Origin of the sequence: Enterococcus pingfangensis (assembly GCF_005405205.1) — a bacterium.
GTDB lineage: Bacteria > Bacillota > Bacilli > Lactobacillales > Enterococcaceae > Enterococcus_A > Enterococcus_A pingfangensis.
Window position 1 is genome coordinate 33,406 of the sequence record NZ_BJDP01000010.1, and the last position, 23,637, is coordinate 57,042.

General features: G+C 41.1%; 29 protein-coding genes. 21 read left to right on the top strand and 8 right to left on the bottom strand.

The window, feature by feature from the left end; translation table 11 throughout:
- The first annotated feature begins 18 nt into the window (after positions 1-18).
- Both rplM and rpsI read left to right on the top strand, forming a co-directional pair.
- Positions 19-447, top strand: coding sequence for a 50S ribosomal protein L13 (gene rplM / locus FFM63_RS07300; RefSeq protein ID WP_307723007.1), 429 nt, complete (start codon positions 19-21; stop codon positions 445-447).
- Between the two features lie 15 nt (positions 448-462).
- Positions 463-855, top strand: a complete 393-nt coding sequence (gene rpsI / locus FFM63_RS07305; protein WP_137609653.1) for a 30S ribosomal protein S9 — start codon at positions 463-465, stop codon at positions 853-855.
- A gap of 23 nt (positions 856-878) precedes the next feature.
- Here rpsI and FFM63_RS07310 read toward each other — a convergent pair whose 3' ends face one another.
- Complete coding sequence (locus tag FFM63_RS07310; protein WP_212741173.1) at positions 879-1,103, bottom strand: hypothetical protein; 225 nt, start codon at positions 1,101-1,103, stop codon at positions 879-881.
- 555 nt (positions 1,104-1,658) lie between these two features.
- Between FFM63_RS07310 and FFM63_RS07315 the strand changes: the two genes are divergently transcribed.
- From FFM63_RS07315 to FFM63_RS07340, 6 genes are all read left to right on the top strand, one after another.
- Positions 1,659-2,078 (top strand): MerR family transcriptional regulator, encoded by a 420-nt coding sequence (locus FFM63_RS07315; RefSeq protein WP_137609654.1) that lies wholly within the window; start codon positions 1,659-1,661, stop codon positions 2,076-2,078.
- Between the two features lie 73 nt (positions 2,079-2,151).
- Positions 2,152-3,018 (top strand): aldo/keto reductase, encoded by an 867-nt coding sequence (locus FFM63_RS07320; RefSeq protein WP_137609655.1) that lies wholly within the window; start codon positions 2,152-2,154, stop codon positions 3,016-3,018.
- Positions 3,019-3,084: 66 nt separating this feature from the next.
- The gene (locus tag FFM63_RS07325) at positions 3,085-3,699 is read left to right on the top strand and encodes an NAD(P)H-binding protein (RefSeq protein ID WP_137609656.1); all 615 of its coding nucleotides are present in this window, start codon (positions 3,085-3,087) and stop codon (positions 3,697-3,699) included.
- Between the two features lie 121 nt (positions 3,700-3,820).
- Positions 3,821-4,444, top strand: a complete 624-nt coding sequence (locus FFM63_RS07330) for a flavodoxin (RefSeq protein WP_307723006.1) — start codon at positions 3,821-3,823, stop codon at positions 4,442-4,444.
- A gap of 21 nt (positions 4,445-4,465) precedes the next feature.
- On the top strand, positions 4,466-5,761 hold the full coding sequence (locus tag FFM63_RS07335) for an MFS transporter (RefSeq protein ID WP_137609657.1): 1,296 nt from the start codon (positions 4,466-4,468) through the stop codon (positions 5,759-5,761).
- 182 nt (positions 5,762-5,943) lie between these two features.
- On the top strand, positions 5,944-6,906 hold the full coding sequence (locus tag FFM63_RS07340) for a tRNA dihydrouridine synthase (protein ID WP_137609658.1): 963 nt from the start codon (positions 5,944-5,946) through the stop codon (positions 6,904-6,906).
- 112 nt (positions 6,907-7,018) lie between these two features.
- Here FFM63_RS07340 and FFM63_RS07345 read toward each other — a convergent pair whose 3' ends face one another.
- Complete coding sequence (locus tag FFM63_RS07345; RefSeq protein WP_137609659.1) at positions 7,019-7,348, bottom strand: ArsR/SmtB family transcription factor; 330 nt, start codon at positions 7,346-7,348, stop codon at positions 7,019-7,021.
- Between the two features lie 237 nt (positions 7,349-7,585).
- On the opposite strand from FFM63_RS07345, the gene FFM63_RS07350 reads away from it, so the two are divergent.
- From FFM63_RS07350 to FFM63_RS07360, 3 genes are all read left to right on the top strand, one after another.
- Positions 7,586-8,587 carry an NADP-dependent oxidoreductase gene (locus FFM63_RS07350; RefSeq protein WP_137609660.1) on the top strand — a complete coding sequence of 334 codons (1,002 nt, stop codon included), beginning with the start codon at positions 7,586-7,588 and terminating at the stop codon, positions 8,585-8,587.
- 54 nt (positions 8,588-8,641) lie between these two features.
- Positions 8,642-9,133 carry a macro domain-containing protein gene (locus FFM63_RS07355; protein ID WP_137609661.1) on the top strand — a complete coding sequence of 164 codons (492 nt, stop codon included), beginning with the start codon at positions 8,642-8,644 and terminating at the stop codon, positions 9,131-9,133.
- A 120-nt stretch (positions 9,134-9,253) separates the two neighbouring features.
- Positions 9,254-9,547 carry a nucleotide pyrophosphohydrolase gene (locus FFM63_RS07360; RefSeq protein WP_137609662.1) on the top strand — a complete coding sequence of 98 codons (294 nt, stop codon included), beginning with the start codon at positions 9,254-9,256 and terminating at the stop codon, positions 9,545-9,547.
- A 177-nt stretch (positions 9,548-9,724) separates the two neighbouring features.
- On the opposite strand, the gene gloA2 is transcribed toward FFM63_RS07360, so the two are convergent.
- Together gloA2 and FFM63_RS07370 are read right to left on the bottom strand one after the other, a co-directional pair.
- Positions 9,725-10,114 (bottom strand): SMU1112c/YaeR family gloxylase I-like metalloprotein, encoded by a 390-nt coding sequence (gene gloA2 / locus FFM63_RS07365; protein ID WP_137609663.1) that lies wholly within the window; start codon positions 10,112-10,114, stop codon positions 9,725-9,727.
- Positions 10,115-10,198: 84 nt separating this feature from the next.
- Entirely contained in the window at positions 10,199-10,552 is a 354-nt protein-coding gene (locus FFM63_RS07370; RefSeq protein WP_137609664.1) for a winged helix-turn-helix transcriptional regulator, read from the bottom strand.
- A gap of 145 nt (positions 10,553-10,697) precedes the next feature.
- On the opposite strand from FFM63_RS07370, the gene FFM63_RS07375 reads away from it, so the two are divergent.
- A complete protein-coding gene (locus FFM63_RS07375; protein ID WP_137609665.1) occupies positions 10,698-11,906 on the top strand; it encodes an MFS transporter in 1,209 nt (402 codons plus the stop codon).
- Positions 11,907-11,981: 75 nt separating this feature from the next.
- On the opposite strand, the gene FFM63_RS07380 is transcribed toward FFM63_RS07375, so the two are convergent.
- The 3 genes from FFM63_RS07380 to FFM63_RS09975 form a co-directional block, all read right to left on the bottom strand.
- On the bottom strand, positions 11,982-13,352 hold the full coding sequence (locus FFM63_RS07380) for an MFS transporter (RefSeq protein WP_137609666.1): 1,371 nt from the start codon (positions 13,350-13,352) through the stop codon (positions 11,982-11,984).
- A 258-nt stretch (positions 13,353-13,610) separates the two neighbouring features.
- Positions 13,611-14,399 (bottom strand): TraX family protein, encoded by a 789-nt coding sequence (locus tag FFM63_RS07385; RefSeq protein WP_137609667.1) that lies wholly within the window; start codon positions 14,397-14,399, stop codon positions 13,611-13,613.
- A gap of 195 nt (positions 14,400-14,594) precedes the next feature.
- On the bottom strand, positions 14,595-14,705 hold the full coding sequence (locus FFM63_RS09975; protein WP_171000207.1) for a hypothetical protein: 111 nt from the start codon (positions 14,703-14,705) through the stop codon (positions 14,595-14,597).
- A gap of 148 nt (positions 14,706-14,853) precedes the next feature.
- On the opposite strand from FFM63_RS09975, the gene FFM63_RS07395 reads away from it, so the two are divergent.
- A complete protein-coding gene (locus FFM63_RS07395) occupies positions 14,854-15,273 on the top strand; it encodes a Rid family detoxifying hydrolase (protein WP_137609669.1) in 420 nt (139 codons plus the stop codon).
- Positions 15,274-15,387: 114 nt separating this feature from the next.
- Here the strand turns inward: FFM63_RS07395 and FFM63_RS07400 are convergent, their stop codons facing one another.
- The gene (locus tag FFM63_RS07400; RefSeq protein ID WP_137609670.1) at positions 15,388-16,392 is read right to left on the bottom strand and encodes a YeiH family protein; all 1,005 of its coding nucleotides are present in this window, start codon (positions 16,390-16,392) and stop codon (positions 15,388-15,390) included.
- A 156-nt stretch (positions 16,393-16,548) separates the two neighbouring features.
- On the opposite strand from FFM63_RS07400, the gene FFM63_RS07405 reads away from it, so the two are divergent.
- The 8 genes from FFM63_RS07405 (at position 16,549) to FFM63_RS07440 (ending at position 23,629) form a co-directional block, all read left to right on the top strand.
- Positions 16,549-17,394 carry a LysR substrate-binding domain-containing protein gene (locus FFM63_RS07405; RefSeq protein ID WP_371851346.1) on the top strand — a complete coding sequence of 282 codons (846 nt, stop codon included), beginning with the start codon at positions 16,549-16,551 and terminating at the stop codon, positions 17,392-17,394.
- Positions 17,391-18,419 carry a C39 family peptidase gene (locus FFM63_RS07410; RefSeq protein WP_137609672.1) on the top strand — a complete coding sequence of 343 codons (1,029 nt, stop codon included), beginning with the start codon at positions 17,391-17,393 and terminating at the stop codon, positions 18,417-18,419. The genes FFM63_RS07405 and FFM63_RS07410 overlap by 4 nt, the downstream gene beginning before the upstream one ends.
- A gap of 244 nt (positions 18,420-18,663) precedes the next feature.
- Positions 18,664-19,236, top strand: a complete 573-nt coding sequence (locus FFM63_RS07415; protein WP_137609673.1) for a LemA family protein — start codon at positions 18,664-18,666, stop codon at positions 19,234-19,236.
- 15 nt (positions 19,237-19,251) lie between these two features.
- A complete protein-coding gene (locus FFM63_RS07420; protein ID WP_137609674.1) occupies positions 19,252-20,562 on the top strand; it encodes a TPM domain-containing protein in 1,311 nt (436 codons plus the stop codon).
- A gap of 355 nt (positions 20,563-20,917) precedes the next feature.
- The gene (locus tag FFM63_RS07425) at positions 20,918-22,405 is read left to right on the top strand and encodes a BglG family transcription antiterminator (protein ID WP_137609675.1); all 1,488 of its coding nucleotides are present in this window, start codon (positions 20,918-20,920) and stop codon (positions 22,403-22,405) included.
- On the top strand, positions 22,392-22,823 hold the full coding sequence (locus tag FFM63_RS07430; RefSeq protein ID WP_137609676.1) for a PTS sugar transporter subunit IIA: 432 nt from the start codon (positions 22,392-22,394) through the stop codon (positions 22,821-22,823). Before FFM63_RS07425 ends, FFM63_RS07430 begins: the two co-directional genes overlap by 14 nt.
- Positions 22,820-23,137: a PTS fructose transporter subunit IIB gene (locus tag FFM63_RS07435; RefSeq protein ID WP_137609677.1), complete on the top strand. Its 318-nt coding sequence runs from the start codon at positions 22,820-22,822 to the stop codon at positions 23,135-23,137. The genes FFM63_RS07430 and FFM63_RS07435 overlap by 4 nt, the downstream gene beginning before the upstream one ends.
- Before the next feature lie 42 nt (positions 23,138-23,179).
- Positions 23,180-23,629 carry a fructose PTS transporter subunit IIA gene (locus FFM63_RS07440; protein WP_137609678.1) on the top strand — a complete coding sequence of 150 codons (450 nt, stop codon included), beginning with the start codon at positions 23,180-23,182 and terminating at the stop codon, positions 23,627-23,629.
- Positions 23,630-23,637 lie beyond the last annotated feature (8 nt).

The following is a 23,637-nucleotide window of genomic DNA, read 5'->3' on the forward strand; positions in this document are numbered from 1 at the left end:
AACGTGCGTACAACATATATGGCTAAGCCAAACGAAGTAGAACGTAAATGGTACGTAGTAGACGCAACTGATGTTCCTTTAGGACGTCTTTCAACAGTTGTTGCATCTGTACTACGCGGAAAAAATAAACCAACATTCACACCACATTTAGATACTGGTGATTTTGTAATTGTAATCAATGCAGATCAAATCAAATTAACAGGTAAGAAAGCAACAGACAAAATTTACTACCGTCACTCAAACTTCCCTGGTGGATTGAAATCAATCTCAGCAGGCGAATTACGTGCTAAAAATTCTCGCCGCTTGGTCGAAACTTCTGTTAAAGGTATGCTTCCTAAAAACACTTTAGGCCGCGCTCAAGGCATGAAACTTCACGTATACGGTGGAGCAGAACATCCACATGCAGCACAACAACCAGAAGTCTTAGACATCACAAACTTAATTTAATAGGAGGGAAATTCATTGGCACAAGTTCAATATAGCGGCACAGGCCGTCGTAAAAATGCAGTTGCTCGCGTACGTTTAGTACCAGGAACTGGTAAAATTACTGTAAATAAAAAAGACGTTGCAGAATATATCCCACATGCTGACCTACGTTTAGTAATCAACCAACCATTTGGCGTTACTGAAACAGCTGGTTCATACGATGTATTCGTAAACGTAAACGGCGGAGGTTACGCAGGTCAAGCCGGCGCTATCCGTCACGGTATCTCACGTGCTTTATTAGAAGTAGATCCTGATTTCCGTACACCATTAAAACGCGCTGGATTACTTACACGTGATTCACGTATGGTTGAACGTAAAAAACCAGGTCTTAAAAAAGCCCGTAAAGCATCACAATTCTCAAAACGTTAATATATCCTTATATATCAACATTTTCAGGTGTTTCGCAATTCATTTTGCGAAGCGTCTTTTTTTGAGTTGACACCACTGTTGACACCATTCCAGTCTGCAACATTTTGAGCTAGTTTGCGATACGCAATTTCACCAACAGGCATTTGAATGATGTTTGGTGTATTTACGTAAGTTCTGGTGACATTCGTATCACTATGAGTTAGCGCTTCTGAAATCTGTTCAAGTGTAATATTAGATTGTCTTGCCAAGGTTGAGCCTTATGTCGTAGTTTGTAGGGTACCGCATGGGCGTGGTTTTTATGATGTCTTTGATTGGTATTTCCTTTGTCATCAAAGGTGGTACAGAGTAATCGTTCCTTAGTTTATTCAATTTCAAATTCGATTGCTCTTTTTATTGAACTTTATACTGTTGAATCAATGGATTTAGTTTACCTGGAATGTGAAAAATAGTAATCATCTTTCCTTCAGCGCTTTTCTGATTATCGAATGCATTTAATACTTTATCCACCATAATTTGAGAGACCATAAAATTTGTATTTGTCCATCTTCTCATAGTAATAAAAAGATGGACACTTTTAGTCTGCTTTATAAGGCTGCTATTTTTGTCAATATTACTTCTGCCGTGATTCTTTGAATAGATACCGTTATTGCAGTGTTGATAGCGAACTCTTCCAGCTCTTAAAGCATCAATATCTCTTTATATACAATCATTCCAGACACTTTCTTTCTCAGGGGGTGTCTTTTTTCTTGCCCTTGAGTTAACTCCATGGTTTAGTATAGTCGAGAAGTAAGGGGGGATTTTTAATGAATATCAAAAAAGCGGCTGAAATGTTTGATTTAAGTGTGGATACACTGCGTTATTACGAAAGAGTGGGTGTGATTCCACCGGTGAGTCGAAACGCTAGCGGCTATCGCGATTATCTGACGAATGATTTGAATTGGATCTACTTGGCTAAAAATTTACGGAATGCGGGATTATCGGTTGAATCGTTGATTGAGTTTGCGCAGTTGGCACAATTGCGGGAAACGCAAAATGTGGAAGAGGCTCAAAAACAGATTTTATCAGATCAGTTGGATGAGTTGGATAAAAAATTGGCTGAAATGCAGGAAGTCAGAGATTTATTGGTCTATAAAATCGATACTTATGACGATCATATCGCAAAATTTAAAGCTGGAGAAATGACGCCTGATAAAATTGAAAAATTATGGGAACGAAAAAAATAAAACATTTCTCTTGCTATGGAGTGGACTTCAAGGTTTAGGATGAAACATGTAATCGAAAGAGGAGGAAATTTAAATGCAAACAATCAAATTAAACAATGGTGTTGAAATGCCGCAATTAGGATTCGGAGTTTACCAAATTTCATTGGAAGAAACAGCGGAAGCCGTTTATCAAGCAATCAAAGTCGGCTATCGTTTGATCGACACTGCGTCGATTTATGGGAATGAAAAAGAAACGGGCGAGGGAATCAAACGCGCGATTGCTGAAGGATTAGTGACACGAGCAGAATTATTTGTGACGTCTAAACTATTTATTTTACAAGCGCCAGAAGAGAAAGCGGCTGAAACAATTGAACAATCGTTGCATGTAATGGGGCTGGACTATTTGGATCTGTATTTGATCCATCAACCGTATGGAGATATTTATGGTGCATGGCGCGCAATGGTCGCGGCTCAAAAAGCCGGGAAATTGCGTGCAATCGGAATCTCAAACTTCAAGTCAGCGAAAATGATTGAATTTGCAGGATTAAATGAAGTGAAACCGCAAATCAATCAAATCGAGGTAAATCCTTGGAATCAACGGTTAGAAGATCAAGAATGGCATGAAAAATATGATGTACAAATCGAAGCGTGGGCACCGTTTGCTGAAGGGCGTCATGAATTGTTCAAAAATCCTGTTTTAGCGGAAATCGGCGCACAATATGGAAAAACAGTCGGTCAAATAGTATTGCGTTGGTTGATGCAGCGCGGGATCGTCGCTTTAGCAAAATCGGTTCATTCGGAGCGTATGGCTGAAAATATTGATATCTTTGATTTTGAATTATCAAAAGCAGATATTGAAAAAATAACTAACTTAGATATGAAAGAATCAGCCTTTTTCGATCACGATGCACCGCAACAAGTTGAGTGGTTCATGGATCGGATGTTGGACACAGAAAAATAGGAAATCGGTTCAGGATTTCTTTTCACGATTTCCTGATTAGAAAAATTTTGCGAAAGGAAGAAACGAATGAATATACTTATTATTGGCGCGGGTGGGCAGATCCCTGAAGTGTTGATTCCCGCTTTGCAAGAGCAGGAAGTGAATTTAACATTATTTGGGCGAAATGCGGAGCGTTTGCCGTATACCAATGTCACTAAAATTTCCGGCGACGCTAGCAACTTGTCAGAGTTAGCTGCTGCCATGCAAAATCAAGAGATCGTTTATATGAATTTTGATAATAAAAAAATAACAGAAGTAGTGATCGAGGCGATGCATAAAACTGGCGTGAAGCGGATCATTCAAGCTGGCGTACTAAGTGTCTATGGTGAAGTGGCTGAACCATTTGCGGCTTGGAACAGTCGAATGATGGGCGGTACTATCGCTCATAACCGAGGGGTCGAAGCGCTGGAAGCAAGTGATTTGGATTATACCTATATGCGAATGACGTGGCTTTATGACGGCAAGCGCAGTGACTATGTTGCAAGTCCTAAAGGAGAACCGTTTTTAGGAGCACAGATTACTAGACGAGCAATCGCGCAGTTTGTTGTCGATAATATTACCGGTAAACGAAATGACCGCCGAGCAAGTATCGGGCTTTGGGAACCTGGTTCTGAAAATAAAGCCAAACCTGATTTTTATTAAGTTCGCTTATTTGATTATCAGATAGATTATTCAGCACGCAGAAATCGTCAGCAAGGCTGTGGCAGCGCTCATTTTGGACCTGTCACAGTCTTTTTCACGTGTCAGTAAGAGGAGTGATTCAATGAAAAGAATTATAGTAATACTGACAACGATCGGTGCATTGATCGCTGTTTTTATCGGTGCTGCAATTGTGCGCAATACGAATGAAAAGGAGCCGACTATGAAAAATTCAAAAACATTAATCGTGTATTACTCACGGACTGGAAATACAAAAGCTGTTGCGGAGCTGATCCAAGAAAAAGTTGGTGGAGATTTGGTCCAAATAGAAACGAAAGAGGCGAGACCTGCGAATTATCAAGAAGAAGTTGCTCAAAATGAACAAGAACAAACGGAGCAGATAGTGCCGGAATTAAAAACAAACGTTGCGCACTTTGACAGCTATGATCGGATTTTTATCGGCGCGCCAACATGGAATATGGCTTTGCCGCAAGCCGTTACGGCATTTCTGTCAGAATATGATTTCGCAGGAAAAACGGTCGTTCCTTTCAACACGCATGGAGGCTATGGTGTCGGATCGGTTTTTAGTCAAATCGAAAAGGGTACAAACGGAGCCGACGTTCTTGAAGGAATTTCGATCAAAGGCGGCGAAGAAACGAAGGGTGTTTTATTAGCCATCAAAGGAAATGAAAAGAATAAAGTTTCAAATAAAATTGATGCTTGGTTGAAAGAGATCCAGCAGCAATAATCATTTAAAGAAGGTAATAAATTGAGTAAACAGAAATTCGGAATCGTTTTACCAGTAACACTACTGGCTTATTTTTTGATCTTAATGGATAATTCGATCATTTTTACCAGCTCGGTCCAGATTGGGCAGAGTCTAAACTTATCGGCGGCGGCACTTTCGTGGGTATCGAGCGCGTATACGCTGACTTTTGGCGGGTTTCTTTTATTGAGCGGACGGTTATCAGATCTGTTGGGAAGAAAACGGGTTTTCTTAGTGGGATTAACTATTTTTGGTCTCAGTTCGCTAGCGATCGGATTATCCCAAAATGCAACGATGATGATCCTCATGCGGGCATTTCAAGGAATCGGCAGCTCGATCATCGCGCCGACGACACTTGCTTTGATCATGGATGCCTATAAAAATAAGATGCGGCAAAAAGCAATTTCATATTATGGAGCTACGGCAGGGATCGGCTCAAGTGTCGGTTTATTGATCGGTGGCGGTCTGACAAGTTTGATTTCTTGGCGGGCAGGTTTTTTGATCAATGTTCCCTTCACGCTTGTTTTGATTTTCTTGACGGTAAAATATATAGAGAATTCACAGACGAAGAAAGAAAAGATCGATTTTATTGGAAGTATTTTATCGATCTTAGGTTTGGTTGGTATTATTTTTGGCTTTACTGAAACAAATTGGGCTGCGATTATTATCGGTGTTTTGATTTTATTTCTTTTTGTTTATTGGGAACACAGAAGCGCGTATCCGATTTTACCGCTGACCTTATTCAAAAATCGTGTCCGTTCAGGTGCGTATGTCGCGCGGCTTTTATTTATGATGGCGATGTTGCCGTTTTGGTTTTTCTTGCCGCAAATGCTGCAAGGGCAATTTGGTTTTTCGGCTTTTCAATCCGGGATGGCATTTTTACCGCTGACGATCGTCAACTTTATAATCGCGATGCAATTGCCTTATTTAACTGCTAAATTTGGGAATAACAAAGTCTTGATTGCTGGAGAGATCATCTTAGCTTTAGGTCTGATCATTTTAGCAATCGGCGACATAACGAAGGGCTATTGGGGAGCTATTTTTATTCCGATGTTGATCTTAGGTTTAGGGCAAGGGGTGATTTTAGCACCGGTCACATCAGCAGGAGTCCACGAGGCGCCGGCTAAGATGGCTGGGATTGCCAGCGGCGTCACTAATACAATACACCAGATTGGCGGACCAATTGGGTTATCACTCATTGTTTCTACTACAGACTATTTTTATACTGAAATTTGGCTGATGGTGTTATTTACGATCCTTTCAATTTTAATCGTCGCTATTTTTGTCAGAGCAGATTAGTCTTGATTGGTGTAGTCGTTTCATCAGGAAAAATTGATTGCGGAAGTTTTTAGCTCGGTACTCTTCAAATAGATAAACAGGTTCGGCTCTAATAGAAATCTTTCGCTTTGCTTCTTCTTTCAAAGCTTAGTATAATAGCGTTGTTTTGGTAAAAAGTGCTGAACTAGGAGGAAGTATACATAATGGCAAGTAATTTTTGGGCGGAATTGCCGAAGCCCTTTTTTATATTGGCACCGATGGAAGATGTGACAGATGTCGTGTTTCGTCATGTTGTCAAAGAAGCGGGAGCACCGGATGTTTTTTTTACGGAGTTTACGAATTCGGATAGTTTTTGTCATCCGGAAGGAATCGAAAGTGTCCGTGGACGGTTAACTTTCTCGGAAGATGAACAGCCGATGGTCGCTCATATTTGGGGCGACAAGCCGGAATTCTTTCGCCAAATGAGTATCGCTTTGGCGGAGATGGGATTTAAGGGAATCGATCTGAATATGGGGTGTCCGGTCCCGAATGTTGCCGAACGCGGCAAAGGCAGCGGCTTGATCTTGCGTCCTGAAGTGGCGGCGGAATTGATTGACGCGGCGAAAGCGGGTGGTTTGCCAGTCAGTGTGAAAACACGGGTCGGCTTTACTGAGCTGGCTGAAATGGAACAGTGGATCAGTCACTTATTGAAGCAAGACATCGCCAACCTTTCGATCCATTTGCGAACACGAAAAGAAATGAGCAAAGCAGCGGCTCATTGGGAATTGATTCCTCAAATCATAAAAATGCGCGATGCGCTTGCACCGCAAACGTTGATCACGATCAACGGTGATATTTTGGATCGTCAGATGGGGCTGGAATTAGCTGAAAAATATGGGGTCGACGGTGTGATGATTGGACGCGGGATTTTCAAAAATCCTTATGCCTTTGAAAAAAATCCACAGCCGCATACACCAAAAGATTTGATCGATTTATTACGCTTGCAGCTTGATCTGCAAGATAAATATGCGGAGCAAGTTCCGCGTTCTATCGTCGGTTTGCATCGCTTTTTCAAAATCTACGTCAAAGGATTTCCTGGAGCGAATGATTTGCGTGTTCGCTTGATGAATACGAAAACTACCGCAGAAGTCCGCACGATTCTAGCAGAGTTTGAAAGAAATAATTAAAAACCTTTAGTCCTCAAAAATCAGTCTTTGAGGGCTAAAGGTTTTTTTGAAGACAATATTAAATAACGTTCTTTCTTTAAATCAGAGCGACATCTCGGCTCGTCACGGATAATTAATTATTATTTTCGATGATTTGACTGACAAGGGTCAGTACGTTTTTCAGTTTATCGATCTCAGTCGTATCATGGGATAAGTAATAATAATTTTTGGTCCCTTCGCTGCGATAATCGATCAGCTTAGCTTGTTTCAAAATTTTCAAATGATGAGAGACTGCTGGACGAGAAAGTTTCGTTGCTTCAGTCAGATCGGTCACCCGCAAGCCTTCGCACGCTTTGTCTTCTAGCAGCGCAATGATGATCGCTTGGCGTTTTTCATCGCCTAATGCTATTAAAAATTCGCTGACTTCTGAAAATTCATATTGTAGTTGTTTTGGATCGTGCATAGTTGCGCCTCTTTTGTTCGTTATTTTAAACCATTGAACCATCAATCCAACAACTTGTCAATTTTTTAGCAGATCAAAGCAGTTGACGAAAGAGTTCCAATCGGCTAAGATACATTTTATATTAATGGTTTAAACATTTAAACAAATGAACGGAACCGAAAAATACTTATTATCTTAGTGATTGAAAGATCAAACACAAACAGGATAAATTTTTTTACAGAAAGCAGGCGTAGATAAATGAAGGCAGCGATGATTCATCAATACGGGCAAAAAAATGTGGAGCTAGTAGAAACGGCAATTCCAACAATTCAAAAAAATGACGTTTTAGTCAAAATCGAGGCGGCGAGTATCAACCCAATCAATCTAAAAACGAAAAGCGGGGCGATGAAACTGTTGTTGAAATATCAAATGCCGCTGACTTTAGGCAGTGATTTTTCAGGGATCGTGACAGAAGTTGGTCAAAACGTAACGGATTATAAAATTGGGGATCGGGTCTATGGCCGTGTCCAAAAAGAACGAATCGGAACTTTTGCAGAATATATTGCTGTCGCAAAAACAGATATCGCTTTGATGCCGAAAAATTTGAGTTTTGAAGAAGCTGCCGCGATTCCTTTAGTCGGTTTGACTAGCTATCAAGCTTTGTATGACATCATGGGGCTGACTGACAAGGATAAAGTATTGATACAAGCAGGTTCAGGCGGAGTTGGGACGATCGCGATCCAGTTAGCGAAAGTATCTGGCGCGTATGTAGCGACCACGACGAGTGAGAAAAATGCGGCCTGGGTAAAAGAATTGGGGGCTGACCAAGTGATCGACTATCACAAAGAAAATTTTGACGAGGTCATCTCTGATTATGACTATGTATTCGATACGATGGGTGGCGAAATTTTAGAAAAATCCTTCAAGATCATTAAACCAAATGGAAAAATCGTAACTTTGTCAGGAATTCCTGATAAAAAATTTGCCCAAGAATATGGTCTGTCTTTTTGGAAACAGATGCTTTTAGCGGCGGCTAGTTGGAAATTTAGTCACTTAGCCAAAAAAGCGCAGGCCGGTTATCATTTTCTTTTCATGCGGCCAGACGGCAAACAATTAGCAGAATTGACGAAACTGATTGAAGCAGGAAAAATTCGCCCAATTATTGATCGCGTGATTCCGTTAGCTGATATCCAAGAAGCTTTCGACTATTCTGAATCTGGTCGAGCAAAGGGCAAGATTATTATTAAAATGGCGGATTAATTGCTGGAACGAGTGATTTTGTTACAATGAAGGAGATGAAAGGGGCGAAAAACGATGATCGAAATAAAACTTGGTGATATCGCACATTTAGATTTTCAAGTAGATGCAATCGTCAATGCAGCCAATGCGGCACTGATTCCCGGCGGTGGCGTAGATGGTGCGCTCAATCGCGCGGCGGGTCCTGAATTGAAACAAGCAATGGAAAAAATCGGCGGGACTGCGGTGGGAAGTGCAGTCATCACACCAGCGTTTGCTTTGCCGGCGACTTATGTGATCCATGCAGTGGGACCGCGCTACATCGACGGGAAGCATAACGAGGCAGCCTTATTGTCTGCAGCTTACGAAGCAGTTTTTCAATTCGCCCATGAATACAAGTTGCATTCACTCGCTTTGCCTGTATTGAGTTCCGGTATTTATGGATATCCGAAAGTTGATGCCGCAAAAATCCTTTACGAAATAGCCAATCGACCTGAAAACCAGCAGTTCGTTGTGTCGGTGATCGTGTTTACTGAAGAGTGGCTGTCGATTTTTGAAAAGCTCAAGTGATTCGTATCCGTCCTAAAATATTGGTTATTAGTCAGTAAATAATCTGGATCAAGCGCTGAGCCTGGCAAAAGAAATCGGATTTGTTTCTATGATAAAATAGTAGCGGAAAGAAGGTTGACTATGGATAGTATGGAAAAAATCAATCAGTTTCGTGATGAACGGAATTGGCGGCCTTTTCACAATGAAAAAGATTTAGCCTTGTCGATTTGTTTAGAAGCGGCGGAGTTGTTAGAACTTTTTCAATGGAAAGATTCAGCCGAAGCACGGACTCAAACGGAGCGATTGAAAGAAGAATTGGCGGATGTATTAATCTATTCGTATATGATGGCAGATAATTTGGATTTTGACATTGATGAAATCATCAGTGAAAAATTAAAGAAAAACGCGATTAAGTATCCGCTGGAAAAAGCGTAAAGAAATCGTTGAGGGTGTGACAGAAGTTCTGTCACGCTCCTTTTTTCTGAATAAGCGGTGTTCCAGAAGCAGTTTCTTCGAAAATCAGCCAAAATTTCATAAAAGTTTAGAAGTAATTTTAGAAAATTTCTTCTTATTTATTGAAGCTGACCACTTCTGTCACACCGTCTTTACTAATTATTCGTGTAATTCTAAGGGCAGTCCGTCTGGATCGAAGAAAAAGGTCATCTTCTCGCCAGTAAAATCATCTGTTCGCAATGGCTCGCATTCAACGCCGCAACTCGCTAAGTAAGCGACGGTCGCCGCGATATCAGTTGTTTTGAACGCTAGATGACGCAGTCCGGCTGCTTCAGGAAAACTTGGACGCTGCGGCGGATTTTGTACCGCAAAAATTTCTAGTTCAGCGTCATTTAATTGCAAATCCAATTTATAATCGTTTCGTTCAGGACGATAATTTTCGCGAATGATCGGTAAGCCGAGGATATCGACATAAAAATGCCGCGCTTTTTGATAATCTGACACAATGATAGCGACGTGATGAATCGCGGAAAAATCTGGTTTCGACATAAAAACATCCTTTCTGTTTTATGATAAGTCGGTTAAATACTGAATCAAATTAAGGGGTGTGACAAGATTTCTGTCACACCCTCTTTAGTTTGCCTTCAAATAAACGGCTTGTCCTTCTTCTTGCAGATGAGCAACGTGCTGTTCGCCCCAACTGCATAAACTGTCTAAAATATCCGAAAGGCTGCGGCCATAGTTGCTTAATGAATATTCAACTTTCGGTGGTACTTGCTGGTATACTTTCCGGTCGATAATTTTGTCATCTTCTAATTCGCGGAGTTGCTGCGTCAACATTTTTTGGCTGATGCCGGTGATGCCGCGTTTCAAATCACTAGGACGCATCGGTCCGTGGCGCAAGTTACAAAGAATGATTGGCTTCCATTTTCCGCCGATAACATCCATCGTTGCCTCCACGCCAATCATATATGCACGATTTTCCAAAAAAATTCCTCCTTAAAACCCTTGATATGATCCAAAAGTCACTAAAAGGTACCTATAATACAAAAAAGTGGGTACTTATCAAAAGCTCATCAACAGTATATAGTATCTTCTTGTAGCTTACAAATAATTTTTTTGGAGGAAAAAAATGGGAAAGAAAATCTCACCAAACTTAACTTTACTGGCTCTCGCAATCAATGCCTTTGCGATCGGGTCGACTGAATTTATCAGTGTCGGATTGTTGCCGATGATCGTCAAAAGTTTCGATGTCACACTCGCACAAGCAGGTTTGACCGTCTCTTTATACGCGTTAGGCGTAACGATCGGTGCCCCGTTATTAACTATTTTGACCGGTAAGTGGAACCGGCGGAATTTGATGATCGGGATCATGCTTTTATTTATCGGCGGGAATTTATTAGCCGCGTTTGCCCCAACATTTATGATTTTATTAGTGGGTCGTATTTTAGCCGCATTGGCACATGGGATCTTTATGTCAGTTTCAACAGTTGTCGCTGCTGATGTCGTTGCGCCGTCGCGGCGCGCAAGTGCGATTGCCATCATGTTTACTGGCTTGACTGTCGCAACTGTGACGGGAGTACCGTTAGGAACATTTATTGGGCAGCAAACAACGTGGAATATGTCCTTTATTTTTATCGCAGCAGTTGGTTTGCTTGGTTTGATCGCCAGCAGTTTCTTAGTTCCGCGTCAATTACCGATCCCTGGTAAAGTCGATCTGAAAGGTTTTGTCCGGATCTTTACGAACAAACCATTAGTGATGTCTTTCTTGATCACCGCATTCGGTTACGGCGGAACATTTGCTGCGTACACGTATCTTTCGCCGATTTTAGAAAATTTTGGTTTTTCCGCAAATGCAGTCGTGATCATTTTGATCGTTTATGGCGTGATGGTCGCAATCGGCAATACGGTCGGCGGGCATTTGGCGAATGAAAAACCACTTGCTTCATTGATCAAGATGTTTGGTCTTTTACTAGTATCCTTGCTGTTCTTGTTCATCACAATCATGCTTGGAAATACGCTTCTCGGCTTGTTGGCAGCGATTCTTTTAGGGCTGTTTGCTTTCATGAATGTACCGGGATTGCAGTTATACGTCGTACAATTAGCCGAAAAATATGTACCGCAAGATATTACATTGGCTTCAGCATTTAATATCGCTGCTTTCAATATCGGAATTACCTTAGGTTCGACTGTTGGCGCACAAGTCACAGACAAAATAGGTATTGCATACACACCAATTTTTGGTGCGGCAATTGTTTTATTAGCGATCGTTTTGATCGTGCAAGTTAAAAGAAGCGAAGCGCCGAGTTCTTTGAATGAAGCAGCCAGCTGTGAAGAATAATAGTGATAAAAAAATCGAACCGCAAAGGCTAGTTTTTAAACTAACTTTTGCGGTTCGGTTTGTTTTATTTTAAAATCAACCGCGAGCAGGTTCTTTGCGAAAATGGATCAGACAAGCAATCAACACTGCGAATAATAAAACGAGCAGTACGATCAGCGAGAGCTGCGAACCAGTAACAGTGGCGGCGATAAAATCAGTTTGTGATTGTTGGGCTAGATTGATGATCGTAGCGACGATCGCCGTGGCAATCGCTCCAGAGAATTGCTGCAATGTGTTGAACAACGTATTGCCGTCGCCGTATTCAGTTTCTGGCAGCAAGTTCATGCCGGTAGTCATCAGATTGCTGTAAGCAAAGCCGATTCCGATCATATAAAAGACATGACCAGCAACAAAGCCCAATAAGAGCGGCGAACGTAATAACAATGTCAAAGCGATCCAACCGATCGTTGCAAAACTCAAGCCAAGCAAAATCGGTTTTTTTGAACCGAAGATATCTAAGATTCGACCAGAGATTGGCGCTAAGATCGCACCGACAGCGGCTCCGGGCATCATGACCAGACCAGCGATAAACGCGTCTTTGCCTAAAACGATTTGAATGAAGTTCGGCAAGACGAAAGAAATTCCTAATAATAAGAACTGACAAACTAAAAAGCCGCATAAAAATAAGACGAAGACTTTATTTTTCAAGACAGTAATCCGCACCAATGGATTTTTTCCGCGCGTCGCTTGGCGATAAAAAATGAATAATCCGAGAATTCCGACTGCTAGCGAAAGCAAGCTCAGCCAGCTGCCAATTTGATTTAAAAACATCAGTAGTCCGCTGAAAAGTAATGCTACACCCAGCAAACTTATGATATCCAGCGCACCCTTCTTTTTGACCGGCATTTCCGGGATCGCATAAAGCCCGATTCCTAAAGAAATCGCTAGGACCGGTAATAAAAACAAGAAGATCGCGTGCCAAGACAGGCTGGCAGTCATTATTCCGCCGTAAGTCGGCCCAATCGCTGGAGCAATCGAAGTCGTCAACGTGCCGACGCCCATCATCGTGCCGCGTTTATGCATAGGTGTAAAATTTAATATGATATGGAACATCAGCGGCAAGGCGATCCCTGTGCTGATCCCTTGGAATAACCGTCCAACCAATAAAATACTAAAGGTCGGCGCCCAGAAATCGATCACTAGCCCGGCAATAAAAAAGAGATTGGCGACGATAAATAATTTGCGGATCGAAAAATTCTTCAATAAATAATTGGAAAAAGGCACCATGATGGAGATCACTAAAAGGTAAATAGTGGTGACCCATTGGACCGTACCGGTAGAGATGCCGAATTGTTCGATCAAGGTAGGAAAGGTCACGTTCATGGCGGTCTCAATCAAGACACCGGCAAAGGACATGATTCCTGTGGCAAGGACTGCTGACAATAGATGGATTTTCTTTTCTTTCATTCAATTCCCTCACTTTAATAAGATCATTCACCCCGATAAATGACCGGGTGAACGGTTGCGTTGTATGAATTTTTTAACGGAAAAATTCAATTGATCTCGTACAGGATTTCGTCAATCAGCTAAGCTGCAGTAAAACAAAAAAAGAGAGCTGGTTTCTAAATTAATAGAAACCGCCTCTCTCTCGACACGCGCTTGCGTGTTATCTGTACGATTTATTCACAATCAGCATTGTAAAACTTTTTATTCGTCAGGTCAAGTTTAGCGTTGGATGAAAAAGCTGATCAGAGCAAACAACGCGATATGAGCAGGATAGAAGATATAGAAAAAATTTCGCATACTGCGCCCTTTTTCACCGTTATAAAGAACGATTGGAATCGCCGCTAAGAGCATCATCCATTGATAATTGTAGGTAAAGGCATGTTGAATGCCGCCTGTGACTAAAGTGATCCCTGCGACGATCACGAGTGCTGCAATCTGGAATTGCTTCTTGCCGTGGAAAAGATAGAAGAAGACTGCCAGTGCGACAAACAACACCCCGCCTTCAGTAAGCATCAACGTTGGAATGAATAAAATAAATGTCTGAAAAATGATGATGCCAAGATTTGAATCAAACAGGCTGTCATTCGATAATAAGAGCAATACTAGGATATTTAAAATTATCGGTACGATCGCCCAGATCAGGCCGTTGAAAATCTTTTTCTGTTTGAAGTATTCGCACGCCTGCATGTAGACCGTCCCTAAAAATAGCGTTCCAAATATATTATTGATCACGATCGAATGATCAATTGTAAAGTATTGATTCAAGATCAGATTGATGACCCCCATCAACCAATAGCCTGCTAATAAACGAAACATATATTTTTTACGGTTGCTTGTATGGATAAAACCTTCCGAGCTTTCAAATAAGAAAATCGGTGCCGCGATCCGACCAATCCAATGAAACCACATAGGTACTCCTAAAAATAGAAAAAATTGCCCGATGTGATCGATCACCATCGTCACGACCCCAAGAACTTTCAACTGGAAACCAGTCATTCCTTTATGCATGAAAAAAACCCTCTCTTTCTTTGATACCACAATAGCAAAAATTTAAAACACTTGCCATATAAGAAGCAAGGAATCAGCTTACAAAAATGAGAGATAAAAAACTATCAGAAAATTCTATAAACTTGTTGACAAATGATAGAACCTCCGTTATTATTACAATCATAAATTAATTAAACTATCATTTAAATCTAATTTTTAAAAAAGGAGAATCATTATGAACGCGATGACTACTAAACAAATGATTATTATTAGACTGAGGACTTGAGACCTGTTTTGACTAAAACGGTTTGAAGTCCTGTTTGACATTTGTTGAGTGGGATTCTCCAAGCATCTCACTTAACTAAGTGAGATGCTTTTTTTGTCAGTAAATTTTAATAATAAAAGGAAAATGTCTAACGATTGGCTCAACGCCTAGAAAACGTGAAGCCTGCTAATTAAAAAAGGAGTGGAAAAAATGGAAAACAACGTAACTAAAGTGAACTTTCAAAAACCGGCTGTTCTTACAGTCGAAACTACAGAGGCACCGCAAGCAATCGGACCTTACGTCCAAGGAAAAGTCGTAAAAGGCATGTTATATGCTTCAGGTCAGATCGCATTAGATCCAACAAATGGCGAATTGGTCGGAAAATCGATTGAAGAACAAACCAATCAAGTCTTGCGCAATGTTGGCGGGATTTTAGCAGCAGCCGGCGTCAGTTATGACCAAGTAGTAAAAACAACTTGTTTCTTAAAAAATATCGCCGATTTTGCGGCCTTCAATCAAGTTTATGAACACTTTTTTAACAATGAAAAACCAAGCCGCTCGTGTGTCGGCGTCGCGGATCTGCCAAAAGGTGCGCTAGTGGAAGTAGAAGTTGTTGCAGTCGTAGATTAAGAAGTAATTGTGGTAAAAGTGGACACTACAAGAAGTTTCGGCTTGTTTCCGAAGTTGCTGGAGTACCATTGTATTCGAAAAGAGTGTGACAAAAACTGTCACACTCTTTTTTTTTTAGATATGCAAAAGAAAAATAAACAAGACAGCAGCGAGTGTCTGTAGTGTACCGACGGATAAACCGTAAAGCAAAAAGCGTGGTCCTTCTTTCAAAAATTTCCGAAAATCTAAGCGCAAGCCAATCGCCGCAAGAGCGGTAGTCTCAAACCAAGTGCTGATAAAATGGGCACTCTCACTAAAAATCAGTGGCAATGAAAAGAGGCTGTTGAGGATACAAAAAAGTAAAAATCCCGTGACATACCAAGGAATCGGAAATTTTTTCTTTGTTCCTTTAGCTTTGACTAGTCTGGTTCGTTGAGCCTTGCGTTCAAAGAGGAATACAACGACGACTAAAAAAATGATTCGGGTGATTTTAAAAAGCATCGCGTATTTAACTGTTTCGGGATTGATCAGACTCGCGCCGGCGACGACTTGACCAACCGATTGCAAAGTCCCGCCTAGCAAAGCACTTTTTTGTAATAAGTTGTCGCCAAAAAGTGATAAGCCTAAAAAAGGCAGCGTCAGCATCATAACTGTTCCCAATAAATTGACGAGGGTGATGATCTGACCTTTTTCTTCGTCGTTTGCTTCAATCGCCGGAGCGATCGCACCGATTGCAGAGGAGCCGCAGACTGCGTTTCCGCCCGCCATCATCAGTGCCATTTTTTCATTGAAGCCCAGCTTGCGGCCAATCCAATAAGCGCCGGTGATGACCGTTGTCATGATCAATAAGATAAAGATCAGACCTTTGATCCCCATCTCGCCAATGGTTTGGAAAGTCACAGTAAAACCAAGCAAGACGACAGAATACTCCAACAGTCGGCTTTCCGCAAACTTAGTTCCAACCGCTAAAACGGGTTGATGAAATACCGTATTGCCTAAAATAATTCCTAACAAGATCGCTAAAGTAGCTCCGCCTAGCTGCGGCAAAAACAATGCTAAAAGTTTAGCGCCGATCGCGACGGCTAACGCTAAAAGAAAGCCTGGTAAAATGGGGGTCAGTTTATTTTGTAGACTAGACATCAGATAATTCCTTTCTTGATAAAATGTAGCTAACTATTACTCCGACACATCATTTGAAGCGTGTCGTTCGTCTAATAGATTATAACCAATAATTTTCATTATTATAATTTATTGATATAATAGTTTAGATAGAAAAACGTAATGAAAGGGATCCCGATGTTTAAATGGCTTGAAACATTTAAAGTAGTCTACGAGACAAAAAATTTCTCCAGGGCATCAGAGATTTTATTTATTTCGCAGCCGACAGTTTCGTCTCAAATCAAACAGTTAGAAAATGAGCTGAATACGCAATTATTTATCCGCAGTGGTCGAAAAGAAGTTTTGGCGACGCCGCAAGCAGAGATCTTGTACGAGCGAGTGATTGATCTGATTGATGATTGGGATAATTTGTATCAAGCCGTCCAAACGAATCAGCAGCAGATTATTCGTTGTGTGATTGGTGCGTCCCATACGTTTGCGAATTATATTTTGCCAAAGCTCTTGATTCAACTGCATCAAAAATTTCCGCAAATCCGCTTTAGTGTTCAGATGATGAATTCGTTAGAAGTTTTGCAGGCAGTTGAACATCACGCGGTGGATCTTGGTTTTATTGAGAAGCCGTTATCGGCACCGACAATCAAGCGCTCTTCATTGATGGAAGATCAGCTGGTTTTGGCAGGGGACACGCAAGCAGGGCCGTGGTTAGTCCGAGAAAATACTTCGGGCGTATACTATTATACGAAGCGTTTTTTAGAAGAAAAAGATATCGACGATCCGGCCATCGAGATTCAAAACAACGAAGTCATCGTTGGGTTGCTGAAACAAGGGTTCGGTTGTTCCGTGATTTCAGAGCGGGCGGCAGAAGGGATCGCGTATCAAAGACTGGACGATAGTTTTAAACGGAATTTTTATTTGATCCGGCGAAAGACCAGCACCTTTGATGCGATCGAAGAATGTGCGAAATTCATCTGTCAGTGGAGCGAGATGGAAGAAAGCAAAAATACAGGGAGGACAATAGAATGAAAAAAATAGGTTTGTTGATTGGTTTAGTGATTGGGATGATTATTTTACCGGTTTCTGCACAAGCGGGTGTCGCGATGTCACGACTTTATAATCCTAATAGTGGGGAACATTTTTATACGGCGAATACAAATGAACGGGATAATTTGAAACGAGTCGGCTGGCGTTACGAAGGGATCGGCTGGAATGCGCCGACAAACGGAAATCCCGTGTATCGGTTATACAATCCTAACGCGGGTGATCACCACTATACATTAAATGCGAATGAACGGGATAATTTGAAACGAGCAGGCTGGCGCTATGAAGGGATCGCTTGGTACTCTCCTGCGAAAGGGACGCCGCTTTATCGTTTGTATAATCCTAACGCGAAAACCGGCACGCACCATTACACGTTAGATACGAATGAACGAGACAATTTAAAACGCTCTGGTTGGCGCTATGAAGGAATTGCGTGGAATGCTGAACCGATGGATACGTCTAATGATGTTCTATTAAATGTTCCGTACATCAATCAAAATTCAGCAGGTTTGCCGATGGGGTGTGAAGCCGCAGCTTTGTTGCAAGGGTTGCAAGCAAAAGGCTACGCAAAAAATTATAGTTTGAAAACATTTATTAAAGAAATGCCGTTAGCCGCAGATAAAAATCCTAATCATGGGTTTGCTGGTCGTCCGGATATTGTGATGTCTGGCGTTTACCAATCGATTTTCCCGGCACCGTTAACTAGCTGGGGCAGTAAATATGGGAAGACCGTCAATATTTCCGGTAGTTCAACCACAACATTAAAACAAGAATTACGCAATGGCAATCCAGTTGTCGTGTATGTCACATTGAATTTTGTAAGCCCGCAGTATGGAAATTATTTTTGGGGGACAGGGATCGATAACGCGCACGTCCTGACATTAGATGGGTATAATCAAAATAGTGATACTTATCATGTCTCAGATCCAAATGCTGGAAAATATTGGGTGACGGCAGATAAATTCGAAACTAGTTATAACTTGAAAAAATTTGCAGTTGCCATCAGATAATCGCTTTAATTGTAAGCAGTCGAGAAACAAAGGCTGCTTATTTTTTTTGCTAAAAATCCTAATTGGTGACGAGAATACCACAAAAAATTTGGCCGCTCTGCCGCTTCGCTAGTTGATCTGAAAAAAGTTTGTCTAATCTTTTGTTAACGAGGCTGAATATCAGTCAAAAGTCTGAGGTGTATACTTGCGCGAGTGCTATAATTAGCTCAATCAGAAAGATAAAAATAAAAAGGTTGGGATAAAAATGAAAAGAAGAGGTTCAGGTATTATCGTTGGGATTGCCGTTATCGTTTTAGCAATCGGAGTGTATTTTATCACTACTTACAATTCGCTAGTTTCCGCTGAAAATAACGTCGATGCAAAATGGTCTCAAGTTGAAAATGTGATGCAGCGCCGAGCAGATTTGATTCCGAATCTAGTAAATAGTGTCAAAGGCAGTATGGAGCATGAAGAAGCTATCGTCAAAGAAATCACGGATGCACGTAAAGCCTATAATGATGCGAATACGCCGGCTGAAAAAAATGCCGCAAATGAACAGATCAATCAAGGTTTAGGAACAATGGTGAATGTCATTCAAGAAGATTATCCAACACTAGCTTCAAACGAAAACGTCAAAACGTTGATGGTCCAATTAGAAGGAACAGAAAATCGGATCTCAGTTGAACGGAAAAATTATATTGAACAAGTCAATGAGTACAACCAAAGTCTAGTTCGTTTCCCCAAAAATATGGCAGCAAAAGTTTTAGGGTTTGAGAAAAAAGCGAACTTCGAAGCTGACGATCAGGCAAAAGAAGTGCCGGCTGTCAGTTTTGAATAAGAATGGGTGAAAAAAATGAAACAAAAACAGCGTACTTCAGGCAAACGACTCCAGCAAGAAATCGTTGAGAATTATCGTAAGTTACGCAGACGCAATCGAGTCTTGTCTTTGATTTTAGTCGTTATTCTAATGATCAGCGGTATGGGTCTATACAATCTTTTAGCAAATGATGGATATGGAAATAAAAAAGCGACCTATGATCAGCAGTTGACGACCTTGCAACAAGATCGAGCAGATATTTTAGATGGAAAAAAAGTCACGACCAATCAGTCTTTTAAAACGACCTTGAATGATAATTTGGCTAATTTGAAGGAATACCCCCAAAAAGCCGATAATTATCAAGTAGCGATCGACGGAACGGATAGTCGTTTGACGATCAATAAAAACAATATTTTTGTTTCCGATAACGCGGGTATGCTGAGTCAGAAAACCAAACGCAAAATTTATCAATTAAACAAACAACTGGCGGCAAGTACGAATGGTGCGCAGTTAGAAGTGGTCACGGTACCGGAATTGCCGCGCGGAGAAGATATCGAATCGTATGCGAATACGATCTTCAATCAATTAGGGATCGGAGATAAAACGGAAAACAATGGTGTTTTATATTTGATCGCTTTGGATGATCGAGAATTTCGGCTGGAAGTTGGTTACGGATTGGAAGGACTGATCCCTGACGGCAAGGCGGATGACATCATCAACAATGACGAGGTCGTCGATGCGTTCAAAGATGAAGACTATGACACAGGCGTCAATCAAGTGTTGGATGACGTTTTTGCGATCATGAATACGAAGACTGCTTTAGTCGATTCGCAAATCAAAAATATTGAAAGTCAGCGGACACAGCTAGTATTTCTTCATTGGGCCGGAATAGTTGGCTTAGTTCTGCTTATTTTCATCAGCGTGCTTGTTGTGAGCAATCTTTTCCGGGCGCGGGCTGCCTTGAAGCGAAACTATAAAAACTATCGCGCGGAAACAGCTGTAATCACAGAAGATGAAGCATTGCTGCAAATCAGCAAACACACAGAACTGTATAATATCCTGCTGAGTGGTCTGGTGATCGGATTATCCGCGGGAGCTGTCCAGCGTGCGATTGCTCAAGGAAGACTATTGCAAAATCCAGCCGCGGAAAAGAAAATGTTCGGGCGTATTTTGATCGGCGATACATTGTATGGAGGAAACGGCGAGATATTGACAACGGCGTATTTAGCATCAAACTATAATTCCAGCAACTGGTCAGACAATGATAAAGGATCTGGCGGCGGCTCTTCTTGGGGATCTTTTGGCGGCGGTTCATCCGGCGGCGGCGGAGCCTCGGGTGGTTGGTAATTAGTAAGGGGTAATTTGAAAGAGGGAGTGTGACAAGATATCTGTCACACTCCCTTTTCCCGCTAAACGGTGTTCCCGCTTCGAAAATAAGTTGAAATTTTACAAAATTTGAAAAGCAGTTTCCGGAGATTTCGTCTTATTTTTCGGAACCGCTCCTTTTTTTCACAATTTTTTTAAGCGTTGTTTTTTGGGTTGTGGAACGAGCAGCCCGTTGCTTTTTTCCACATTTTTAACTATTCCTGACTATAATAAGTGGGAGTAGTTTTATTTTTTGTCCGTTGCAACGGACAAAAACGAGTGAAACGTTTTCTTTTTAACGGGTTATGATAAAAACAAGAAGGGGAGGTCGATAGCCGTGGGAGCAAAGAAAAATCGTGAACAAGGGCTGTTACTACTTCTAGCAAAACGACATGACTATGTGACGTCTGAAGAATTGGCGGAGCACCTAGGAACTTCGCAAAAAACGATTTATCGCCTGATCAAGAAGATCAATGAAACACATGGCGAAGGACTGATTCAGTCAGAAAAGGGGCGGGGCTACAAATTAAATTACGAGAAATATATCAGTCAAACCAATTTTCAACCCAGTCAACGGAGTCAATATTCACCGCAAGAGCGTAGAAATCGTGTGATGGAGGAGTTGTTACTTTCTTCCCCCAATCCGAAAAATGTCTATGATCTGTTTGAAGAATATTACGTTGGCGAGTCGGTGATCTTCGGTGATGAACAAATCATTGCAGAATATTTGCAACGCTATGAGCTGAAGCTTGAGCGGAAACAACGAACATTAGCTGTTTTAGGTAAAGAAGCCAATCTTCGTCGCGCAATTTCTGATTTGATCCAAATGCATAATATCGTCGAAATCGATGACTTGAAGAATAATTCAGAGTTGAATTTTAATAATTATGACGTGTTGTTTATCTTAGATCAAATAAAACTGATCGAAAAGCAATTGGGAATGACGATTCCGTATCCGTATAATATCAATATTTTTTCTCATCTATATATATTGATTAGCCGGTTGCGCAAAGTCCAACAACTGCCAAATGAGGAACGCGGATTGCTTTCTAAAAGTGAACAAGAACGATTACAACAAGATACGACACTTTATCAAGTTTCCAAAGCAGCTATTCAAAATGTTGAACAATATCTGCATCGAGAACTGCCTGAATCAGAGATCTATTATCTTTATCAATACCTAACTTCTTCGCGGATGCAAGGATCATTGAGCAAAGTGACGAAGTTTTCACCGAAAGTCGCAGAGATCACCAATGTCTATCTGGATGGAATGAGTCAACGCTTAAATATCCCAATCAAAGGAGATTCGATTTTTCTTGATTTGGCAAACCACATCAAACCGATGATCAATCGTTTGAATAATGGAATCCATGTAAAAAATAGTTTATTGGACCAAATCAAAATGACGTATGAAGTAATTTTTACAGACGTTACTCAAGTTTCTGATGAAGTGAGTCAGCGATTTGATTTACCAAAAATCGGTGAGGATGAGAATGGCTTTATCAGTTTATATTTTGCCCGAATCATCGAAACCAATCAGTTGCCGATTCGGACCGTCATCATGTGTACGACCGGTGTCGGGACTTCAGAACTTTTGCGAGTGAAAGTCGAGAAAAAATTCCCTGAATTAGAGATCGTTGATGTGATCGCTTCACGCGATGCGAAACGCTTCATGGAAAGATATCCCGGAATCGATCTGATTTTGACGACAGTCAATGTGAGTGATGCGATCCAAGTTCCTTCTTTGTTAGTCAGCGCGATGTTTACTAAAGATGATCAGAATCGCTTGCAAAAGAAAATCGAGGGGATTTATGATGAACGATAATTTTTTCCAAGTAGCCTTGGATCAACCGCTAACCAGCCGCGAACAAATTCAACACTTTATTGCGACACATGCTAATAAAGAAGCCGCAGAGGAATTGGTCGCTTTATTGCGAGAACGGGAAAAAGTCGGCAATACAATGATTTCAGAACATGTCATCTTGCCCCACTTAGAAAGTCCTAAAATCAAGCAAAGCCAAATTTTATTGATTCGTTTGGCAAAAGCTATTGATTTAGATGAAGAAACACCGGAAGTCCAACTGATTATCACCATTTTGATGAAAAGCAACGAGCGTCAAATAATGAAACAACAAATCGCACAATTTACACGTCGATTGGCGGATGATGAATTTTTAGCAGCATTATTAAACAGTGAAAGTGAAGAACGGATTTACCAACTATTAGAGGAGGAAACAAAATGAAAATCGTCGGAGTAGCAGCATGTACAGTAGGGATTGCTCATACATACATCGCACAAGAAAAATTAGAAAATGCCGCAAAAAAAGCGGGTTATGAAATGAAAGTAGAAACACAAGGAACAATCGGGATCGAAAATAAACTGACCCAAGAAGAAATCGACCAAGCGGACATCGTGATCTTAGCGATCGACGTAAAAATTTCTGGTCGGGAACGTTTTGACGGCAAACGGATCATTCAAGTACCAACCGAGGTCGCTGTCAAATCACCAAATAAACTATTAGAAAAAGCGCAAGAAGTCGTTGCTCAAAAGGCCTAGACTCTTTTAAATAAGTTATTCATGGAAGCAGGAGGGATTCAAATGGAAGTAAAAGATATCGTGGATCTAGCAATCGTTAAGACGAATATGACGGCTAAAACAAAAGATGAAGCCTTGCACGAGCTGGCAAACCAATTATTAGCTAATGGCTATATCTCGGAAGTGAACGGATTTATTAAAGATATTTATACCCGTGAAGCAGAAGGTCAAACAGGCATTGGTAATTATATCGCAATTCCGCATGGAAAAAGTGCCTACGTTAACAAAGTCGGCGTCGCGATTGGGATCAATCAAGAAGAGATCCCATGGGAAAGTTTAGACGGCAAAGGCGTGAAAGGAATCATTCTTTTCGCGGTGGGCAATGACAATGAAGGTGCGACTGAGCATTTGAAATTATTATCTTTATTTGCTAGAAAACTAGGAAACGATGAAGTTATTGAAGAACTGTTGCAGGCGAAAAAGCCAGAAGACGTTGTTGAAGCATTCGCTTGATGGAGGGA

What these genes read in the sequence shown, in the direction of transcription:
- FFM63_RS07325 (WP_137609656.1), top strand. Translation starts at nt 3,085, where the DNA reads ATGAATATACTTATTATTGGCGCGGGTGGGCAGATCCCTGAAGTGTTG.
- FFM63_RS07395 (WP_137609669.1), top strand. Translation starts at nt 14,854, where the DNA reads ATGGAAAACAACGTAACTAAAGTGAACTTTCAAAAACCGGCTGTTCTT.
- FFM63_RS07350 (WP_137609660.1), top strand. Translation starts at nt 7,586, where the DNA reads ATGAAGGCAGCGATGATTCATCAATACGGGCAAAAAAATGTGGAGCTA.
- FFM63_RS07340 (WP_137609658.1), top strand. Translation starts at nt 5,944, where the DNA reads ATGGCAAGTAATTTTTGGGCGGAATTGCCGAAGCCCTTTTTTATATTG.
- FFM63_RS07410 (WP_137609672.1), top strand. Translation starts at nt 17,391, where the DNA reads ATGAAAAAAATAGGTTTGTTGATTGGTTTAGTGATTGGGATGATTATT.
- FFM63_RS07375 (WP_137609665.1), top strand. Translation starts at nt 10,698, where the DNA reads ATGGGAAAGAAAATCTCACCAAACTTAACTTTACTGGCTCTCGCAATC.
- FFM63_RS07385 (WP_137609667.1), bottom strand. Translation starts at nt 14,399, where the DNA reads ATGCATAAAGGAATGACTGGTTTCCAGTTGAAAGTTCTTGGGGTCGTG.
- FFM63_RS07435 (WP_137609677.1), top strand. Translation starts at nt 22,820, where the DNA reads ATGAAAATCGTCGGAGTAGCAGCATGTACAGTAGGGATTGCTCATACA.
- FFM63_RS07440 (WP_137609678.1), top strand. Translation starts at nt 23,180, where the DNA reads ATGGAAGTAAAAGATATCGTGGATCTAGCAATCGTTAAGACGAATATG.
- FFM63_RS07355 (WP_137609661.1), top strand. Translation starts at nt 8,642, where the DNA reads ATGATCGAAATAAAACTTGGTGATATCGCACATTTAGATTTTCAAGTA.
- gloA2 (WP_137609663.1), bottom strand. Translation starts at nt 10,114, where the DNA reads ATGTCGAAACCAGATTTTTCCGCGATTCATCACGTCGCTATCATTGTG.
- rplM (WP_307723007.1), top strand. Translation starts at nt 19, where the DNA reads ATGGCTAAGCCAAACGAAGTAGAACGTAAATGGTACGTAGTAGACGCA.
- FFM63_RS07380 (WP_137609666.1), bottom strand. Translation starts at nt 13,352, where the DNA reads ATGAAAGAAAAGAAAATCCATCTATTGTCAGCAGTCCTTGCCACAGGA.
- FFM63_RS07420 (WP_137609674.1), top strand. Translation starts at nt 19,252, where the DNA reads ATGAAACAAAAACAGCGTACTTCAGGCAAACGACTCCAGCAAGAAATC.
- FFM63_RS07415 (WP_137609673.1), top strand. Translation starts at nt 18,664, where the DNA reads ATGAAAAGAAGAGGTTCAGGTATTATCGTTGGGATTGCCGTTATCGTT.
- FFM63_RS09975 (WP_171000207.1), bottom strand. Translation starts at nt 14,705, where the DNA reads ATGTCAAACAGGACTTCAAACCGTTTTAGTCAAAACAGGTCTCAAGTC.
- FFM63_RS07430 (WP_137609676.1), top strand. Translation starts at nt 22,392, where the DNA reads ATGATGAACGATAATTTTTTCCAAGTAGCCTTGGATCAACCGCTAACC.
- FFM63_RS07345 (WP_137609659.1), bottom strand. Translation starts at nt 7,348, where the DNA reads ATGCACGATCCAAAACAACTACAATATGAATTTTCAGAAGTCAGCGAA.
- FFM63_RS07360 (WP_137609662.1), top strand. Translation starts at nt 9,254, where the DNA reads ATGGATAGTATGGAAAAAATCAATCAGTTTCGTGATGAACGGAATTGG.
- FFM63_RS07330 (WP_307723006.1), top strand. Translation starts at nt 3,821, where the DNA reads ATGAAAAGAATTATAGTAATACTGACAACGATCGGTGCATTGATCGCT.
- FFM63_RS07315 (WP_137609654.1), top strand. Translation starts at nt 1,659, where the DNA reads ATGAATATCAAAAAAGCGGCTGAAATGTTTGATTTAAGTGTGGATACA.
- FFM63_RS07320 (WP_137609655.1), top strand. Translation starts at nt 2,152, where the DNA reads ATGCAAACAATCAAATTAAACAATGGTGTTGAAATGCCGCAATTAGGA.
- FFM63_RS07405 (WP_371851346.1), top strand. Translation starts at nt 16,549, where the DNA reads ATGTTTAAATGGCTTGAAACATTTAAAGTAGTCTACGAGACAAAAAAT.
- FFM63_RS07400 (WP_137609670.1), bottom strand. Translation starts at nt 16,392, where the DNA reads ATGTCTAGTCTACAAAATAAACTGACCCCCATTTTACCAGGCTTTCTT.